Origin of the sequence: Acidovorax sp. K2F (assembly GCF_025246485.1) — a bacterium.
In the GTDB taxonomy this organism is placed as follows: Bacteria; Pseudomonadota; Gammaproteobacteria; order Burkholderiales; family Burkholderiaceae_C; genus Acidovorax; species Acidovorax delafieldii.
The window spans coordinates 40,481-57,961 of the sequence record NZ_JAOBSQ010000048.1 but is presented as its reverse complement, the minus strand read 5'-3'; the positions used below and the strand labels follow the sequence as shown (position 1 = coordinate 57,961).

The 17,481-nt window shown below is 66.1% G+C and carries 13 protein-coding genes; 3 read left to right on the top strand and 10 right to left on the bottom strand.

Features of this window, described 5'->3' with window-relative positions; translation table 11 throughout:
- Positions 1 to 183: 183 nt before the first annotated feature.
- Positions 184 to 1,368 (bottom strand): ABC transporter substrate-binding protein, encoded by a 1,185-nt coding sequence (locus tag N4G42_RS17825; protein WP_260668117.1) that lies wholly within the window; start codon positions 1,366 to 1,368, stop codon positions 184 to 186.
- Positions 1,369 to 1,600: 232 nt separating this feature from the next.
- Here N4G42_RS17825 and N4G42_RS17820 point away from each other — a divergent pair, with 232 nt between their 5' ends.
- Positions 1,601 to 2,083, top strand: coding sequence for a DUF4124 domain-containing protein (locus tag N4G42_RS17820; protein WP_056058397.1), 483 nt, complete (start codon positions 1,601 to 1,603; stop codon positions 2,081 to 2,083).
- Between the two features lie 27 nt (positions 2,084 to 2,110).
- On the opposite strand, the gene N4G42_RS17815 is transcribed toward N4G42_RS17820, so the two are convergent.
- Positions 2,111 to 3,244, bottom strand: coding sequence for a sterol desaturase family protein (locus N4G42_RS17815; protein WP_056743951.1), 1,134 nt, complete (start codon positions 3,242 to 3,244; stop codon positions 2,111 to 2,113).
- Positions 3,245 to 3,362: 118 nt separating this feature from the next.
- Between N4G42_RS17815 and N4G42_RS17810 the strand changes: the two genes are divergently transcribed.
- The gene (locus N4G42_RS17810; protein WP_056058237.1) at positions 3,363 to 3,851 is read left to right on the top strand and encodes an acyl-CoA thioesterase; all 489 of its coding nucleotides are present in this window, start codon (positions 3,363 to 3,365) and stop codon (positions 3,849 to 3,851) included.
- Positions 3,852 to 3,939: 88 nt separating this feature from the next.
- Here N4G42_RS17810 and N4G42_RS17805 read toward each other — a convergent pair whose 3' ends face one another.
- The 7 genes from N4G42_RS17805 to nirB form a co-directional block, all read right to left on the bottom strand.
- A complete protein-coding gene (locus N4G42_RS17805; RefSeq protein ID WP_056743954.1) occupies positions 3,940 to 4,644 on the bottom strand; it encodes a type IV pili methyl-accepting chemotaxis transducer N-terminal domain-containing protein in 705 nt (234 codons plus the stop codon).
- A gap of 241 nt (positions 4,645 to 4,885) precedes the next feature.
- Positions 4,886 to 5,719, bottom strand: coding sequence for a uroporphyrinogen-III C-methyltransferase (gene cobA / locus N4G42_RS17800; protein ID WP_260668112.1), 834 nt, complete (start codon positions 5,717 to 5,719; stop codon positions 4,886 to 4,888).
- The gene (gene ybiB, locus N4G42_RS17795) at positions 5,716 to 6,639 is read right to left on the bottom strand and encodes a DNA-binding protein YbiB (RefSeq protein WP_260668111.1); all 924 of its coding nucleotides are present in this window, start codon (positions 6,637 to 6,639) and stop codon (positions 5,716 to 5,718) included. The genes cobA and ybiB overlap by 4 nt, the downstream gene beginning before the upstream one ends.
- 168 nt (positions 6,640 to 6,807) lie before the next feature.
- On the bottom strand, positions 6,808 to 9,654 hold the full coding sequence (locus N4G42_RS17790; protein WP_260668110.1) for a nitrate reductase: 2,847 nt from the start codon (positions 9,652 to 9,654) through the stop codon (positions 6,808 to 6,810).
- Positions 9,655 to 9,781: 127 nt separating this feature from the next.
- On the bottom strand, positions 9,782 to 10,183 hold the full coding sequence (gene nirD / locus N4G42_RS17785) for a nitrite reductase small subunit NirD (RefSeq protein WP_260668109.1): 402 nt from the start codon (positions 10,181 to 10,183) through the stop codon (positions 9,782 to 9,784).
- A 69-nt stretch (positions 10,184 to 10,252) separates the two neighbouring features.
- On the bottom strand, positions 10,253 to 11,065 hold the full coding sequence (locus tag N4G42_RS17780) for a type IV pili methyl-accepting chemotaxis transducer N-terminal domain-containing protein (protein ID WP_260668108.1): 813 nt from the start codon (positions 11,063 to 11,065) through the stop codon (positions 10,253 to 10,255).
- A gap of 20 nt (positions 11,066 to 11,085) precedes the next feature.
- Positions 11,086 to 13,533, bottom strand: coding sequence for a nitrite reductase large subunit NirB (gene nirB / locus N4G42_RS17775; protein WP_260668107.1), 2,448 nt, complete (start codon positions 13,531 to 13,533; stop codon positions 11,086 to 11,088).
- A gap of 332 nt (positions 13,534 to 13,865) precedes the next feature.
- Here nirB and N4G42_RS17770 point away from each other — a divergent pair, with 332 nt between their 5' ends.
- A complete protein-coding gene (locus N4G42_RS17770) occupies positions 13,866 to 15,647 on the top strand; it encodes a bifunctional protein-serine/threonine kinase/phosphatase (protein ID WP_260668106.1) in 1,782 nt (593 codons plus the stop codon).
- 170 nt (positions 15,648 to 15,817) lie between these two features.
- Here the strand turns inward: N4G42_RS17770 and N4G42_RS17765 are convergent, their stop codons facing one another.
- Complete coding sequence (locus N4G42_RS17765) at positions 15,818 to 17,032, bottom strand: MFS transporter (RefSeq protein WP_260668105.1); 1,215 nt, start codon at positions 17,030 to 17,032, stop codon at positions 15,818 to 15,820.
- Positions 17,033 to 17,481: the final 449 nt, after the last annotated feature.

Sequence of the window (17,481 nt, the reverse complement as noted above, 5' to 3'; positions counted from 1 at the left end):
GTCCCAAGGTGCGGGTTTTTGTTGTTCTGGCGGCACAACGCTCCGGGTGAGACGCAGCCCGCTGCACCCGGTAGTCGGGGTGATGCCTTTGCGTGGCGCTGTGGAGGTTGCTGTGGCACGGCCACGCGGTGTGCCTTGCCCTGCAGGCCCGCTCGCGCCGAAGCCGCTAGCGAATCGTGGCTCTCACTGCCGGTACACCCCGCCCGTGCCCACCACCGCAATGTCCACATAGTTGGACCCATGGTGGTTCTGCGGGCTGAACTGGTAGCCGAAGCCGCCCAGGTCCAGATTGCCCAGGCCCTCCATGGCCGTGACCAGGCTGGCGCGCGTGACGCCAGGCCCCGCAGCGCGCAGGCCTTCGATGAGCACGCGCGCGTCCATGTAGCCGGTATAGCGGTCGTAATCCACGGGCTTGTCGTAGCGCTTCATGGAGGCCTGAAAGTCGCGCGTGAGCGCAATGGTGGGCTTGGTGGGCGAGGGGCCCGTTCGCGCCACCGCCAGGCCACGCGCGTCGTCGCCCAGCGCCTTGAGCACGGCGCTGCCTGCGCCCAGCGACAAGGTGTAGATGGGCACGCCCAGGTGCGCGCGGTTGGCCCGCACATAGGCCACCACGGACGGGCCGGCCGCCACCAGCAGCACGGCCTGCGGCTTTTGCGCGGCCAGGGCTTTGGCTGCATCGTTCGCGTCTTCACCCGAAGAGGCCAGTGCGTGCGAGCCGGCCAGCGCAGCACCCTCGGCGGCAATCGTCTTTTCCACCAGGGGCAGCAGCAGTTTGCCGAAGTCATTGTTTTCGTAGGCCACAGCAATGCGCGAGGTCTGCACGGCCACCAGGTTGCGCACGATCTTCACCAGTTCGTCGGCATAGCTGGCGCGGGTGGTGAACAGGTAGGGGTGCTGCTGCGCGCGGACGGCGGGGCTGCCGGTGTACACGGAGATCAGCGGCAGCTTGGCCTGCGCCAGGTAGGGCAGCAGCGTCATGACCTGCGAGGTGCCGGCCACGCCAAACAGTGCCAGCACGCCGTCTTTTTCGCTCAGCTGCTTGGCGTTGTCCAGCGCACGGCGGGCGTCAAAACCATCGTCCAGCGACACCAGCCGGATCTTGCGGCCACCGATGCCGCCCTTGGAGTTGGCGTCTTCCACGGCGGCCTCCTGCCCCTCGTGGATGGGCGACAAAAACGGTGCCATGCCGCCTGACAGTGCGGTTGAGCGGCCGATGAGGATGTCTCCCTTGCCGCCGCTGGCGGGCTGTGCGCGGGCGGGCAGGCCAGCCAGGGCCGCGCTACCGGCCAGCGCAAGGACCAGGCTGCGGCGGCGCGCCAGGGGCAGCCCCTGGTCGGCGGGCCATGCATTTGCATTCGGGGTCTTCATCACACAGCATCTCCAGCAAAAAACCGATTCAAAGGGCTGCGAGGCCCCGAAGAGCGGCGATGGTAGGAGGGCGCTGTGCCCGGCACGCACCGGGTTTCTACCGGGGGCGCGTCATCTTAGGGACATGTGTCTATCCACACGCGGCTCTGTCGGCACCCGCGCAAGACGGTGCGATTCGCCCCGCCCCATGCGGCGCGGTAGCATGTGGCATGGACCTGCCGAGGACAACACCATGACTCTGATCCGCTACGCCCTCTGTGCCCTGGCGCTGGGCTGCCTGGCCCCCGCCTGGGCCATCAACAAGTGCACGGACGCCAATGGCAAGGTGTCGTTCCAGGACGCGCCTTGTGCGGGCGAGGGCGAGAAGATCGACGTGCGCCCCACCACCCGTGGCGCCACCCCGGTGCAGCCACCCGTAGCGCCTTTGGCCGAGGGCGCGTTTGGCCCCACCTGGCAGCGCAAGAACTACCTGCAGACCCAGGGCATTCCCCAGGCGCGCGCCGCAATCGAGCGCAACCAGCGTGAATGCACAGCCCAGCCCAATGCCGTGGCCACGGCAGGGCCGCTGCGGCGCGGCAACCTGCCGTCGGGCAACCAGTTTGTGCAGGAGGGCGCGGAAAAGGCCGCCGATGCCAAAGCCGCGTGTGAAGAACGGACCGAGGCCCTGCGCGAGCAACTGCGGGTGCTGGAGCGAGAGCTGGCGGCGATGCCCTGAGACAGCGGCCCTGTCAAAGAGAACTCTTCACCCCTTCCAGGTGAACGGAAACTTGAACTGCTTCACAAAGCCGTTGGGCACGTAGTCGCCCAGCACGCCATAGTGCTCGGGCCAGAGCTTGGTGCTTTTGACGGCGGTGCCAAACAGGTAGTCCAGAAACGCGAAGTGCGCGGCGTAGTTCTTGTCCAGCGCCTCCTGGTCCTGGCTGTGGTGCCAGTGGTGGAAGTTGGGCGTGACCAGCACGTAGCGCAGCGGCCCAAGTCGCACGCTCACATTGGCGTGGTTGAACACGGCCTGGAAGCCCACCACCACGATGTATGCGTCGATCACTTCCTTGCTGAAGCCCAGCACATAGATGGGGGCCAGCACCAGCGTGCGGGTGATCAGCAGCTCCAGGATGTGCTGGCGCGAGCCCGCCATCCAGTCCATGCTTTTGACGCTGTGGTGCACGGCGTGCAGGCGCCACAGCAGGGGCACCTCGTGGTAGGCGCGGTGGGTCCAGTACTGCACCAGGTCGGCCACCAGGATGATGAGGAACAGTGCCACCCAGAAGTTCAGCCCCTGCACCCAGCCGCGGATGCCGTCGCTCGCCGCCCAGCCAAAGAACTTGTGCACGATGAGGTTGGTGGCCAGCAGCACAAAACCCACCACCATGTGGTTGACGATGAAGTGGTGAAAGTCCGTCTGCCACTCGGCGCGGAAGATGGGCTGGTCCTTGCGCAGCGCAAACAGCTTCTCGATGAAGATGAAGATCAGCGAGCTGCCCAGCAGGTCCAGGATGAACCAGTCGAGGCCGATGTAGGGTGTGTTGTCGGGGAAGTTGGGGTCCACCTCCACCTTGTGTCCGCCCAGCAGCGCGGCAATCGCCACGATGGCAAACGCGAAGGTGGCCAGCCAGCGGGCGCGGTTGAACAGGATGTTGACCAACGAGATGCCGCCCGCAATTGCCATGGCCACCAGCATGATGTTGCGTATCACCGCCACGTCGTAGCTCTTGCGCAGCTGCGGCGTGGTGAGGTACTCGGGAAAGTGAAAGGCCAACACGCCCAGAAGGCACAGGATGGCCAGCGTGAGTGCAATCACGCCCGACACCAGCCCCTTGCCGGTGCGCAATGCGCCGTGGCTTTCGGTGAATTCGTTGAGTTTTTCTAGTTCGATCATCGGTTCCTCCTCGCACCCGGTCAGCAGGTGCTGCGCGAGTGTAGCGAAGCCGCCACCCGCTGTGCACGGGGCTCAACTTGCACGCGACGCAGCACACGCAGCTTTCTAAAATCGCTGCATGAACATCCCTTCACACCAACTCAGCATGACCGTGCTCATGTCGCCCGACATGGCCAACTTTTCGGGCAACGTGCACGGCGGCGCCATTCTCAAGCTGCTGGACCAGGTGGCGTACTCGTGCGCCAGCCGCTATTCGGGCTGCTACACCGTGACGCTGAGCGTGGACCAAGTGATGTTTTTGCAGCCCATCCATGTGGGCGAGCTGGTGACCTTTCTGGCCAGCGTGAACTACACGGGCAGCTCGTCGATGGAAGTCGGCATCAAGGTCGTGGCCGAAGAGATCCGTTCGCAGGTGGTACGGCACGTCAACAGCTGCTTCTTCACCATGGTGGCCGTGGACGAGGCGCGCAAGCCCGTGCAGGTGCCGCCACTGTCGCCTTCCACCCCCGACGAACGCCGCCGCTGGGACGCTGCGGTGATCCGCAAGACGCTGCGCAAGGAACTGGCACAGCGGTTTCAGCAAGTGCGAGAAACCGCCGGGCAGTAAGCCGTTGAGTGGGCGCCTTGAATGGACGCCTTCGAAGGCCCTGGGCGCATCGCCCCGGGCCTTTTCTCTGTCCCTCACGCTGTGCTGCTCAGGCCGCGTTGCGGCTGCGTCCGGCCAATGACACCGCCTGCAGGGACAGGCCGTCAATTTCGTTGGTGATGCCTGACAGCACATTGGCCACCACCGCAAACTCGCGCCCGTGCTGCCCGGCACGCGCTGCCATCACCTGGGCGTTGAAGCTGACCACCTTGGCCTCGCGGGCCACGGTCTGGATCGAGGCCACGATGCCGGCCAGCTCTTTCATCAGGGTTTCGGACTGCGCCTTGCTCACCTGGTCGAACGCGGTGGTGGCTGTGTTGAGGGCGTCGAGCACACCGTCGGTGGTTTCCACCAAGCGGGCCAGCGCGTCTTCCACGCGCGGGCTCTGGCGCTCGGCCAGGTCCAGCGCTGTGCCGACCTGCTGCGCAAACGCGTCGATGGTGGCGCCCACGCCCTGGGGGCCGTGGTAGGCCTTGCGGATGATTTCGCCGCTGGCGGCATCGAGGTGGCGGGGCGTGTCGACCAGCCGGGCCTGGCTGTCGGTGAACAGCGTGAGCGAGCTGCGCGCGGCCTTCAGGTGCAGGTCGCTGCCGCGCGCGGCCAGCACGGTTTGCAGCACCATGCGCTGCGACAGCATGCGCTGGCGCGCTGCAAGATTGACGAGCGACATGCCCCCATCGCGCGATGGAGCCTGTGCAGGGGACGACAGCGTGGGCATGCTGGAAGTGCGTGCGGGGAGGGGGAAGGCTGCCATGGTGTTCCTTGTGCGTGTTGCATTCAGATGCATGTCTTCAAGCAATACCCGGGCCAATGTGTGTACAGCTGCATGACCCAATGCGGTGCTGTGGAGCGGGAGGCCAGGCTTGATGAAACACGCGGCTGCGCAGCGCGTGGGCGTGCCCTGAAGCACATTGGTTTGCGCTCGCGCACGGTGCATCCCCGACCTGCGCAGCGCGCACTCGGGCCTGTGGAATTGTGGGGGTCGTTGTGTGTGCTCAGCCCGCGCGCCGGGCCTGCAACGGCACTGCGCCAGCGTCCTGCACGGCCAGTGCGACACCGCGCACCACATCGCCCACCACAATCACCGAGGGGCTGGCCAGCCCTTCGCGGGTAATGGTGGCGTGCAGCGCTCCCAGGGTGGTGATGGCATGCCGCTGGTGGGGCAGGCTGGCGTGCTGGATGACGGCGACCGGTGTGTCTGCGGGCAGGCCGGTGAGCAGTTCTTGCTCGATGGTGGCGGCGCCGCTTACGCCCATGTAGATGACCAGCGTGAGCTTGGCGTCGCGCGCCGTGGCGGCCAGTTGGCGCCAGTCGGTGCCAGCGTCACCGGGCTTGGCGTGGCCGGTGACAAACACCACGCCGTGGGCATGCTCACGGTGCGTGAGCGGTGCGCCCAGCGAGGTCAGGCCCGCCAGGCCTGCGGTGATGCCGTTGATGACGGTGACCTGCACGCCGGCGGCACGCAGGTGCTCCACCTCTTCGCCACCCCGGCCGAAGATGAAGGGGTCGCCGCCCTTGAGGCGCACCACGTTCTCGCCTTCGTTCACCGCCATCAGCATCAGCTTTTCGATGAAGGCCTGTGGCGTGCTTTTGCAGCCGCCGCGCTTGCCCACGTAGACGATGCGCGCTGTGGGCGATGCGTGCTCCACGATGGCATCGCTCACCAGGTCATCCACCAGCAGCACGGTGGCCGCCTGGATGGCCTTGAGCGCCTTGAGGGTGAGCAACTCCGGGTCGCCCGGGCCTGCGCCCACCAACGTGCAGCTGCCGCCGGTGCCAAAGTGGGGTGGGGCTGTGGGCGATGTGGTGGAAGGCGTGGGGCGGCTCATGGGGATGTCTCCGAAACGGTTTGATCGACCAGTCGCAAGATATGTTCCACCTGCCGTTCGATGGCGTGTGGAATGGGCAAATCGCCCGCCAGCACCTGGCGCGTGTAGGTGGCTGTGGTGGCCACATCGATCTCGGCGGGCAGACCGGGCACCTCGCTGGCCGTGCCCGGTTGTTGTGCCTCCAGCACCGTATGCACGCCGTGCACAAAGCCGTCGTAGCGGGGTGTGCGGCGTGGGTCCGTGGCGACCTCGCCCTCCAGCCCGCGCGAGAGCAAGGCGTTCATCCCCAGGGTGCGGAAGGTGCTCTGCAGCATCTCGAAGTATTCGGGGTGTGTGTACGCCGTGACCACCACCGACGGCCCCGCGCACGGGCTCATCAGCTTGACCACACTGTGCCCTGGGTTGCGCAGGCCTACCACCTCGCGCACGGCCAGCAGGCGTGCCAGCCCTGCGTGCAGGTGCTGGGTGTGGATATGGCGGACCGTGCCATTTGCTATCTTTTCAGGAGCTGTTAGGGTAGGTACTTCTAGCGCATTGAGCACATCCGATGCCAAAACGCGCCGCGCCTCGGTGCGCATGCCGTGCAGCAGCACGGGCAACCCTTCACGGGCCAGCAGCAGCGCCAGCAGCGGCGTCAGCACCGGCAGCTTGCGCGCGCCGTTGTAGCTGGGCAGCACGATCAGCGGGCGGTCGGTGGCGGGCAGCAGCGCCAGGCGGCTGTGCGTGGCATCCAGAAAGCCGCACATCTCCTCGGACGTCTCGCCCTTGATACGCATGGCCAGGCAGAAGGCGCCAATCTCCAGGTCGGTCACGGCACCGTCCAGCACTTGGCCGAACAGGTCCGTCGCCTGCTCGCGCGTCAGCGGCTTGGCGCCGCGCGCGCCGCGGCCGATTTCCTTGATGTACTGGCTAATGCCCATGGCTTTTGTTGGCGGGACTTGTGAAACAGGGCGCCAGCGTCGTTGTTTCGGCTTGCCGTACAGGCGTACTGTCTGCGCCGAAAGCGCCTAGCTGGAGCCCTGTTGCACAAGTCCTGGTGGGGTTTGTTGGTTCGAGGGCTATTTTCCTGCAAGCAAGAGAACTTTTGGTTATATGACGGCCTGCGCGAGCGGTTTGGATGCCAGCGGTCCCGTATTGCGCACCATGCGCTTGAGTTCGGGCACGCACGAGCCGCAGTTGGTGCCGCAGCGCAGTTGGCCTTGCAGTTGCGCCAGGCGGTCGTCGTCGGTGCCATGGCAGTGCGCCAGTTGGGCGGTGATGGCGGCGTCTGTCACGTTGAAGCAGGTGCACACCGGTTTGCCGCGCGACTGCACGGCCACGGGGGCCTTGGCGCCGGGCACCAGCAGCAGGCGGCCGTAGGTCTGTGCAGGAAGCTCTTCCTGCAGCAGGGTCTTGAGCCAGCCTTCGGCGCTGGTGTCGCCAGCGAGCACGATGCCTTCGAGCGTGGTGTTGTCGCCCTGGCGGGCCAGCCGTGCGGCGCGGCGCTGGCCGCGTTTTTTGTCGGCATAACGCAGCGTGTCGGCGCCTGCCATGCCCAGCAGGGCTTCGATCTGTGCGATCAACGCATCGGGCGGTGCCTCGTGGGCGGCGGCGCGCAGCAGCACGCCAGTGCGCTCGCGGCCGGGCTCATCCAGCGGGGTGTTGTTGCTGAAGGGGACGCAACTCGTGTACTGAAAATAGGGAAACTGCGCCATCAGCGCAGACAAGGCTTCGCGCGCTGCCAGTGCACCTTCGGCAGGCAGCCAGGCCATGGCCAGCAGCGTCCACGGCAGTTCGGCCTTGAGCACCTTGACGGCCGCGTGTTTCAGCTCAGGCTGTTTGGAGGTGGGGCAGAACGCTGAGGTGGTGAGCGCATTCACACCCGCCAGCCGCTCGCCGGTGGAGGACACGCCGCTCAAAAATTCGCTGCCCCAGTGCATCGCCATGAACACCTGCGACAGGCCCAGCGTGGTGTCGGCCTGCACGGGCACCACGATGGAGCCGCGCTTGCTGGTCACATGCACCAGGTCGCCGCTGGCCAGCTTGCGCCGCACCATGTCCTGTGGGTGCATCTGCAGGCTGGGTTCGGCCACATGGCCAAACAGGCGGCCCAGCGTGCCGGTGCGGGTCATGCCGTGCCACTGGTCGCGCAGCCGGCCCGTGGTCAGGCTGAAGGGGTAGCGCGATTCGCGGGGCTCGGCGGTGGGTTGCCATGCATGCGCAGCAAAACGCGCGCGGCCGTCGGCGGTGGGGAAGACGCCATCTTCATACAGGCGGGCCTTGCCGGTGGTGGTGCCATCCTCCAGTGGCCACTGCTGCGGGCCTTGGGCTTCAAGCATCTCCCAGGACAGCCCCGTGATGTCCAGGTCACGCCCGCGTGTGCTCTCGCGGTGCTCCTTCCACACGGCTTCTGCGCCCATATCGGCAGCGTCTGTGGCGTAGGGGAACAGCGTGGGTGCACCAGGCCGCAGGCGTGCCTCCAGCTGGTGCGCAAACTGCACCGCAATGGCCCAGTCGTGGCGCGCCAGGCCGGGTGTGGGCACGGCAGTGCGCACGCGCGAGATGCGGCGCTCGCTGTTGGTCACCGTGCCGGTCTTTTCACCCCAGGTGGTGGCGGGCAGCAGCAGGTCGGCAAAGGCGCAGGTGGCGGCAGTGGCAAAGGCTTCTTGCACCACCACAAACTCGGCGCGCTGCAGGGCGCGGCGCACGGTGGCCTGGTCGGGCATGCTTTGCGCGGGGTTGGTGCAGGCAATCCACAGGGCCTTGATCTCGCCGTCGGCAGCGGCCTGGAACATCTCCACCGCCGTCTTACCGGGCTTGGATGGCACATCCGCCACGCCCCACAGCGCGGCGACTTCGGCGCGGTGCTGCGGGTTGGCCAGGTCGCGGTGGGCGCTGAGCAAATTGGCCAGCCCACCCACTTCGCGCCCGCCCATGGCGTTGGGCTGGCCCGTCAGGCTGAAGGGGCCCGCGCCGGGTTTGCCGATCTGCGCGGTGGCCAGGTGCAGGTTGATGAGTGTGGCGTTCTTGGCGGTGCCGCTGCTGCTCTGGTTCAGGCCCTGGCAGTAGAGGCTCAGGGTCGCTTTGGAGGTGGCGAACCATTTGGCGGCGGTGGTCAGGTCGGCCACGCTGATGCCGCAGGTCTGCGCCACGCGCTCGGGCGTGGCGTCGCGCACCAGGGCCTTGAGGTCGTCAAAGCCCGTGGTGTGGGCGGCGATGTAGGCGGTGTCGACCCAGCCCTCCCACAGCATGATGTGCAGCATGCCGTTGAACAGCATCACGTCGCTGCCGGGCTGGATGGGCAGGAACAGGTCGGCCATGCCCGCCGTGTCGGTGCGGCGCGGGTCGGCCACGATGACCTTCATGCCCGGGTTGGCGGCGCGTGCGTCTTCGATGCGGCGGAACAGGATGGGGTGGGCCCAGGCCGCATTGCTGCCCACGATGAACAGGCACTGCGCGTGGTTCACGTCGTCGTAGCAGGCGGGCGGCGCGTCGGCACCCAGCGTTTGCTTGTAGCCGGCCACAGCGCTGCTCATGCACAGGCGCGAGTTGGTGTCGATGTTGTTGGTGCCGATCAGGCCCTTGGCGAGCTTGTTGAAGACGTAGTAGTCCTCGGTGAGCAACTGGCCGCTGACGTAGAAGCCCACGGCATCAGGGCCGTGCTGGGCGATGGTGTGGGCGAACCGGTCGGCCGCCAGCGTCAGTGCGGCATCCCAGGTCACGGGCAGGGCGGCTTCGTTGCGCTGTGCGCGTTGCAGGGGGTGCAGCAGGCGGGTTTGCAGGGTGACCGGGCTGGTGGCTGTGAGGTGCAGGGTCGAGCCCTTGGTGCACAGGCGGCCAAAGTTGGCGGGGTGGGTGGGGTCGCCGCGCACACCGGTGATCTGGGTGCCTGTGCTTTCGATGATCACGCCGCAGCCTACGCCGCAGTAGGGGCAGGTGGATTTGGTTTCTTGCATGGCGTGGTTGGGGTTGTTTTGGCCTCAGGCGCTAGTGCATGTTGCGCTGTCAGCTATTGTTTTGATAGTGTTGTCGTGTCCTCGCCGGGTACGCATGCGGCGCCTGGGGCGCAACACCCTGCCCGGCTCACACGCCCACCGCCCTGCGCGCAGGCCCTGCGATGGGGCGCGTCAAATCCGTGGCCACCGTCGCCAGCTCGCTCGCGTCCAGGTACACCGCGCCGTCTTCCACCTTCACGGCAAACTTCGGCGTGCAGCCCTCATCGGGCGCCGAGGCCTGGCCGTCGCACAGGCCAATGGTCCAGTTGTGCAGGGGACACGCCACATGGGTGCCAAACACGATGCCCTGGCTCAGCGGGCCGCCCTTGTGCGGGCAGCGGTCCAGCAGCGCGAACACGCCACCGGCGTCGTTGCGGAAGATGGCCACGTCCAGGCCCTGGGGGCGCGCCACGCGGCGTGAGCCCAGCACGGGGATGTCGTCCACCCGGCAGATCAGCTTCCATTCAGGGGTTGGGTTGTTGGTGGTCATGGGAATCGTCCTTGGTGTTGTTCGGTGGGATGTCGGGGGCGTGCAGGGGGGCCGTTGCAGGGCAGGCCTTCAGCTGCTGCCCAGCGCTGCATACAGGCCGGTCACGCGGTCCATGCTGGCGAGCAGGTTTTCGCTGCTCACAAACACTTCAGACACCTGGCGGAAGGTGTTGTTGCTGGTGCCCAGGCGTTGCAACGCGGCGTCAAAAAACACCCACTGGCCATCGGCCAGCAGCAGCTCTTGCCGGATGCGTGCGGTGGCTTGCGGTGCATTGCGCAGCAGCTCGGTGGCGCTGATGAACTCGTCACGCGCCTTGGCGATCTCGGTGGTGGCGGTGGAGGTGTCCACCCCCAGCATGGCCGACAGGCAGAACTTGGCCATGCGCTGGCTCAGCATGCGCTGGCGGCCTGCCACGTTGACCAGCTTGCCCACGGGCTTGCCCGAGGCGGCTTCGTACTGCACGGTGCCCTGGTGGGCCAGGGCCAGCACCTTGGCGTCGGCCTGCAGCAAGGCGGCAGCGCCGTCGCGCGACGGGCTGGTGCCCAGCAGCGTGGCCTTGTGGTCGGTCCAGGCCGATTCCAGCTTGGTGTAGGTGTCGCGGATGGTGGGCGAGGGCGCGTAGGCCTTGAGTTCGCCCAGCTGGCGCTCGAACAGCGCCAGCGACTGGTCCAGCACGGCGCGTGCAGCCGGCGTGTCGGATTTGTGCGCCAACGCCAGCCAGGCCTTGCCCAGGCGCTGGCTCAGCATGCGCTGGCGACCTGCCTTGTTGATGGCGTCGTTCAGGTCAGTGACCTGGGCCTGGGCGGTGCCCAGCGACATGATGCCCAGGGTGCTCCAGGCCGTCGTGTAGCCGGCGGCGGTCAGCAAGGTGCGGCGTTGCATGGTGTGCGGCTCCGGGCGCTTCAGGCGGCGGTCAGCGGGGCAAACTGGCGCGTGTCCACCGCTGCCTTGTCGAACTCGAACCAGGGGTCAGGCTCGCCGTCCAGCGCAAACTGCAGCTGCTCCCACAGCGCCTTGCGGCCTTCGTGGTCTTCCAGAATGCGCTTTTTCACATAGTCCAGGCCCACGCGGCTCACGTAGTGCACGGTGCGCTCCAGGTACCAGCCTTCCTGGCGGTACAGCTCGCAGAACGCGCCGGTGTACTCCAGCACTTCCTCGGCCGTTTTCAGCTTGGTGAAGAAGTGCGCCACCTCGGTCTTGATGCCGCCGTTGCCGGCCACGTACATCTCCCAGCCGCTGTCCACGCCGATGATGCCCACGTCCTTGATGCCGGCTTCTGCGCAGTTGCGCGGGCAGCCCGACACGGCGAACTTGACCTTGTGCGGTGCGTACATGCGCCACATGGCGCGCTCCAGGTCCTTGCCCATCTGGGTGCTGTCCTGGGTGCCCATGCGGCACCACTCGCTGCCCACGCAGGTCTTCACGGTGCGCAGTGCCTTGGCATAGGCATGGCCGCTGGGCATGCCGATGTCCTTCCACACGTTAACCAGGTCTTCCTTCTTCACGCCCAGCAAATCGATGCGCTGGCCCCCTGTGACCTTGATGGTGGGGATGTTGTACTTGTCGGCCGCATCGGCAATGCGGCGCAGCTCGTCGGCCGTGGTTTCGCCGCCCCACATGCGGGGGATGACGCTGTAGGTGCCGTCTTTCTGGATGTTGGCGTGGCTGCGCTCGTTGATGGCGCGGCTTTGCGGGTCGTCCTTCGCGTCCTTGGGCCAGGTGCTGATGAGGTAGTAGTTGACGGCGGGGCGGCAGGATGCACAGCCGTTGGGCGTCTTCCACTCCATGAACTTGAACACATCGCCAATGCTCAGCAGCTTGTTGGCGCGGATCGCGTCGCGCACCGCCTGGTGGCCGTGGTCGGTGCAGCCGCACATGGCCTTGGTCTTGGGCGTGGCGCTGTAGTCGCCACCGGCAGTGAACATGATGATCTGCTCGACTAGGCCCGTGCACGATCCGCACGATGCGCTGGCCTTGGTGTGCTTGCGCACTTCATCCAGCGTGAACAGGCCCTTGTCCTTGATGGCCTTGCAGATGGCGCCCTTGGTCACGCCGTTGCAGCCGCAGACCTCGTCGCTGTCCTGCATGGCGGCGGCCTTGCTCTGGCCCTGGTGGCCGGTGTCGCCCAGGTGCGATTCGCCAAACATCAGCTTGTCGCGAATGTCGGTCACGCTGCGGCCATCGCGCAGCAGCTTGAAGTACCAGCTGCCGTCCACCGTATCGCCATAGAGGCAGGCGCCCACCAGCTTGTCGTCCTTGATGACCAGCTTTTTGTACACGCCGCCAAAGGGGTCGCTCATCACGATCTCTTCGGTGTTGTCGCCACCCTGGAAGTCGCCCGCGCTGAACAGGTCGATGCCCGTGACCTTGAGCTTGGTGGAGGTGAGCGAGCCCTGGTAGCGGCCGATGCCGAACTCGGCCAGGTGGTTGGCCAGCACTTTGCCCTGCTCGAACAGCGGGGCCACCAGGCCATAGGCAATGCCCCGGTGTGCCGCGCATTCGCCCACGGCATAGATGCGGGCGTCGGTGGTGGTCTGCAGCGTGTCGCTCACGACAATGCCGCGGTTCACGTGCAGGCGCATCTTTTCGGCGAGCTGCGTGTTGGGGCGGATGCCCACGGCCATTACCACCAGGTCGGCAGGCACTTCGGTGCCGTCCTTGAACTTGACGCTGGCCACCCGGCCTTCGGTATTGCCCACCAGCTCCTGGGTCTGCGCACCCATCAAAAAGCGCATGCCACGGTCTTCCAGCGACTTCTGCAGCATCTTGCCCGCCACGTCATCGAGCTGGCGCTCCATCAGCGAGGGCATCACGTGCACCACGCTCACGGTCATGCCTCGCTTCATGAGGCCATTGGCGGCTTCCAGGCCCAGCAGGCCGCCGCCGATGACCACCGCGTGCTTGTACGTGGCGGCTGCGTCGATCATGGCCTGTGTGTCGGCGATGTCGCGGTAGGCCAGCACGCCTTTCAGGTCCTTGCCGGGCACGGGCAGGATGAAGGGGTTGGAGCCCGTGGCCATGATGAGGCGGTCGTACTCGGCGGTGATCACATCGCCGTCCTTGCTGCTTGCACTCACCACACGGCGCACGCGGTCCACATCGGTCACGGTGAAACCAGTGTGCAGCGTGATGTGGTTGTCGGCGTACCACTGCCAGTCGTTGAGGATGATCTCGTCGATGGTCTGCTCGCCAGCCAGCACCGGCGACAGCAGAATGCGGTTGTAGTTGGGGTGCGGCTCGGCCCCGAAGACCGTGATGTCATACAGATCGGGGGCAATCTTGAGCAGCTCTTCCAGCGTGCGCACACCGGCCATGCCGTTCCCCACCATCACCAGTTTGAGCTTTTTCATCGTGACTCCGTCGGTTCCATCGCCTGGGCGATGCAAAAAACAAAAAAGGCGTCCACACGATGCAGCTCCGACATTCCATCGAAACCGCATGTGGGGACGCCTTCGTCCATACAACCCCTTGGTGCGCCGTTGCACCGCTGAATTGCGTGGCCCAGCTGGGCCGTTGCTTCGGGTAAGCAATGCCCGTGCCAGAGTTTGTGCACTGATGTGGGGTGATCCGGTGTTGTCCGCCCTGCAGAGGGCGGAGTTTCGGGTGTTGACGGGTGGCTCGGCTGCGCGGTGCGGTGCGTGTATGCACCACCTTGGGCATGGAACCTGCATGGAGGTGGTGCATGAGTTTTGAACTGGACATCGGCCACACCTCGCAGGCCGGGCGCAACGAAGTCAATGAAGACTTTGCCGCCCTGGTGCAGGGGCAGGGGCGCGACCGCGAACGCGGCGCCATCGCTGCCATTGCCGATGGTGTAAGCACCGGAGGCAAGGGCCGCGAAGCCGCACAGACCACGGTGAACACGCTGGTGAACGACTACTTCGCCACACCCGACACCTGGGACACCACCGTGGCGCTGGACCGCATCCTGAGCGCGCACAACGGCTGGCTTGCGTCGATGAACCGGCGCCGCCAGCCCGCCGTGGGCCTGACCACGCTCACCGCTGTGGTGCTGCGCGGCCAGTCGTACACGCTGGCCCATGTGGGCGATACGCGCGCCTATCTGCTGCGGGGCGGCCGGCTGCAACTGCTGACGACCGACCATGTGATGGCGCAGCGTGACCTAGCGCACCAGCTCACCCGCGCCATGGGCCTGGACGACCATGTGGTGGTGGATTACAGCCAGGGCGAACTGCACAGCGGCGACCTGCTGGTGCTGCTGTCCGATGGCGTGCACGGCAGCCTGCCCGAGCGTGAACTGCGCCAGTTGCTGCTGCAGCCGCAGGATGCCAACATCGCCAGTGCCGCCAGCGCCCAGGCGCTGAGCGAGGAGATCACGCGCGCAGCCTTGCGCCGGGGCAGCACCGACAACGTGACCGCGCTGGTGGTGCGGGTGCAGGGGGCGCTGGAAGCCACCTTGCAGGATGAGTCCCGCCGGGCGCAGCACTTGCCAGTGTTACCGTTGCTCAAGGTGGGCGAGCCGGTGGATGGCCTGGTGGTGACCGCGCTGGTGGCCGACAGCGGCGTGCACCGCATCTACCAGGCGCGCGACCCGGCCACGCAGCGGCTGTACGCGCTCAAGACACTGGTGCCCGCCCGCGGGCACGATGCGCAGGAGCGCGCCACTTTGGCGCATGAGGCCTGGGTGGCCCGGCGCATGCAGTCCGGCCATGCGGCGGTGCACCTTGCGCGCCTGAACACCTGGCCGCCAGAGCAGGGCGGTGCAAGCCCTGGCGCCAGTGCGTTTTATCTGCTCTATGACTGGCATGCCGGCCAGACCCTGGGCCAGCGCCTGCGCGGCCGCCAGCACCTGGGCGTGCCGCAGGCCGTGTCGGTGGTGATGCAGGCGGCGCAGGTGCTGGGCTGGCTGCATCGGCAAGGGGTGGTGCACCGCGACATCAAGCCCGACAACCTGCACCTGGGCGACGACGGTGTGCTGCGGGTGCTGGACCTGGGCGTGGCCCTGTCGGGCCGCGAGCCCGAGGCCACGCGCCGCCTGCACGCAGGTACCCCCAGCTACATGAACCCCGAGCAGTGGCCGGGCTATGAAAAGAACGGAGACCCGGCCGGCCAGTTGCCCGATGCGGGCAGCGATCTGTTTGCCCTGGGCGTCACGCTGTACCAGCTGCTGAGCCATGGGCGCCTGCCCTATGGCGAGGTGGTGCAGTACCAGCTGGGCCGCTACCACCGCGACCCCCTGGCCCCCAGCCGCCACAACCCCAGCGTCCCCATCTGGCTCGACCAGATCGCCTTGAAGGCCGTGGCCCGCCAGCGCACACAACGCTTTGAAACCGCCGAGGAACTGCTGCTGGCCCTGGAGCGGGGGGCTTCGCGCCCCTTGTCCGCCCCTGGCCCGCAGCCGCTGATGCAGCGCGATGCCACGGCACTGTGGAAGATCGCGCTGGCGGTGAGTGTGCTGGTGAACCTGTTGCTGGTGTATTGGCTGCTGTTTTTGCCGCGATGAGATCGATGGATTTGCTATTGACGCATATGAGAAATGCGCTTGGTGGGGATTGGGCTTGAAATGTGGGGTGGTCGGCGCGTTGACTGACTACGGACGTTCACGCGCCCCTGGAGCGGCCACCCTTCTGGCGAAAACGCGGGCAATGCTGCGCATTGGCTGGCTACGCCAGCTCAGGCACTGCGTGCCCGACCGCCCTTTTCCGCCCACGTACGGGTCCAGCGGATCTGCATGACCCGCAACAGCACCAGCATGGCACCGGCGCACACCGCAATGCCCACAAAGCCCCACAGGTAGGTGCCGGTGTACTGGCGCGAAAAGCCCATGCCGTTGGGGATGAGGCCGCCACCCAGCGCGCCGATCTCGCCAATCATCGAGCCGGCGACGGCCGTGGACAGCGGCCAGCGCAGCGGCACCAGCTGGAACAGCGCGCCGTTGCCCGCGCCCAGTGCCGCAAAACACACCAGGAACAGCAGCATCGTCACCGGCAGCGAGTTCTCGGCCAGGCCGCACAGCACCATGCTCACGGCGGTGATGGCCAGCACACCCGTGAGCGTGTTGACGCCACCCCAATGGTCGGACAGCCAGCCGCCCATCACCCGCAGTGCCGCACCCAGAAAGGCGGCCAGCATGGTCAGTTGCCCTGCCTGCACCTTGCTCACGCCAAACTGGTCGTAGAAGTAGCTGGGCAGGAAGGCCGTCAGACCGATGAAGCCGCCAAAGGTCACGGCGTAGATCAGGCTGAACGCCCAGCCATCTTTTTCAAAGAGACAGGCAATGTGTTCGCGAAACGTGGCGTGGGGCGCGAGGTCCGGCGGTTCCTTCGCATACACCGCCATCACCACGGCGGGCACGGCCACGCTCACGGCGGCAAAGCCATACACCGCCTGCCAGCCAAACTTCTGCGCCAGGGCAGGCGCCAGCAGCGCTGCCACGGCAGTGCCCACATTGCCTGCGCCCACGATGCCCATGGCCAGGCCCTTGTAGCGCGGTGGAAACGAGCCCGAGCCCAGCGACAGCGCCACGCCAAAGCTCGCCCCCGCCACGCCCAGCAGGATGCCGAGCGCCAGCAGGTCGTTGAAGGTGTGCACGAACAGGTAGCCATAGCCCATGGCCAAAAAGATGCCGGCCATCTCGACCAGGGTGGCGCGCTTGCGGCCGATGTACTGCGCCAGGATGCCCAGCGGAAACCGCATCAGCGCTCCCGCAAAAATCGGGATGGACAGCATCATGCCCATCTGGGTGGGTGAGAGCTGGAAGCTCTCGCGGATGAACGGCGCCATCGCACCGTTGATGACCCACACCGCGCAGGAAAAGCCGAAGTACAGAAACGACGCCCACAGCGTGGGTGCGTGGCCGGATTTGAGGAACTCTCTGAAGTAATGCATGGGTGTGAGTGCAAAGGGCTGAGGGGGTGACCCCTTCGCCCGGCCAGAAAACAAAAAGGCGTCCACACGGACCGCGCGGGCTGACAAGCCCCAACGCACTCCATGAAGACGCCAACGTCCTGTTCGCCCAATCCGCCATTGCACCGGGCTGACACGCGGCCAGCGTTGGCCGCGCCTTATGGCAAGCAATGGCTATGCCAGTGTCGGTATGGGGGAGGGATTGTGAGGAAAATGCCAGAAAGCGCTTGTGAGTTAAGCACTGCCAGCTATCAAAAATGAAGCGTATTTTCTGCCGGATGCTCACTTTGGTGCATTGCAGCGGAGTGCGACGCACAGTGTTGGTGTTGCGCACTGAGTTGGTGAGTTGGCGATAGAGGCGCTATTTATCTGTTTCAAATCCATGGCCTTCGTCATAGGATGTGTTCGGCTTTTCCACTGCCGTGTTGCCC

Excerpts from the sequence above, each read along its gene's own strand:
- ybiB (WP_260668111.1), bottom strand. The coding sequence starts at position 6,639 with ATGGGCATTAGCCAGTACATCAAGGAAATCGGCCGCGGCGCGCGCGGC.
- N4G42_RS17770 (WP_260668106.1), top strand. The coding sequence starts at position 13,866 with ATGAGTTTTGAACTGGACATCGGCCACACCTCGCAGGCCGGGCGCAAC.
- N4G42_RS17765 (WP_260668105.1), bottom strand. The coding sequence starts at position 17,032 with ATGCATTACTTCAGAGAGTTCCTCAAATCCGGCCACGCACCCACGCTG.
- nirD (WP_260668109.1), bottom strand. The coding sequence starts at position 10,183 with ATGACCACCAACAACCCAACCCCTGAATGGAAGCTGATCTGCCGGGTG.
- N4G42_RS17810 (WP_056058237.1), top strand. The coding sequence starts at position 3,363 with ATGAACATCCCTTCACACCAACTCAGCATGACCGTGCTCATGTCGCCC.
- cobA (WP_260668112.1), bottom strand. The coding sequence starts at position 5,719 with ATGAGCCGCCCCACGCCTTCCACCACATCGCCCACAGCCCCACCCCAC.
- N4G42_RS17805 (WP_056743954.1), bottom strand. The coding sequence starts at position 4,644 with ATGGCAGCCTTCCCCCTCCCCGCACGCACTTCCAGCATGCCCACGCTG.
- N4G42_RS17790 (WP_260668110.1), bottom strand. The coding sequence starts at position 9,654 with ATGCAAGAAACCAAATCCACCTGCCCCTACTGCGGCGTAGGCTGCGGC.
- N4G42_RS17780 (WP_260668108.1), bottom strand. The coding sequence starts at position 11,065 with ATGCAACGCCGCACCTTGCTGACCGCCGCCGGCTACACGACGGCCTGG.
- nirB (WP_260668107.1), bottom strand. The coding sequence starts at position 13,533 with ATGAAAAAGCTCAAACTGGTGATGGTGGGGAACGGCATGGCCGGTGTG.
- N4G42_RS17825 (WP_260668117.1), bottom strand. The coding sequence starts at position 1,368 with ATGAAGACCCCGAATGCAAATGCATGGCCCGCCGACCAGGGGCTGCCC.
- N4G42_RS17815 (WP_056743951.1), bottom strand. The coding sequence starts at position 3,244 with ATGATCGAACTAGAAAAACTCAACGAATTCACCGAAAGCCACGGCGCA.
- N4G42_RS17820 (WP_056058397.1), top strand. The coding sequence starts at position 1,601 with ATGACTCTGATCCGCTACGCCCTCTGTGCCCTGGCGCTGGGCTGCCTG.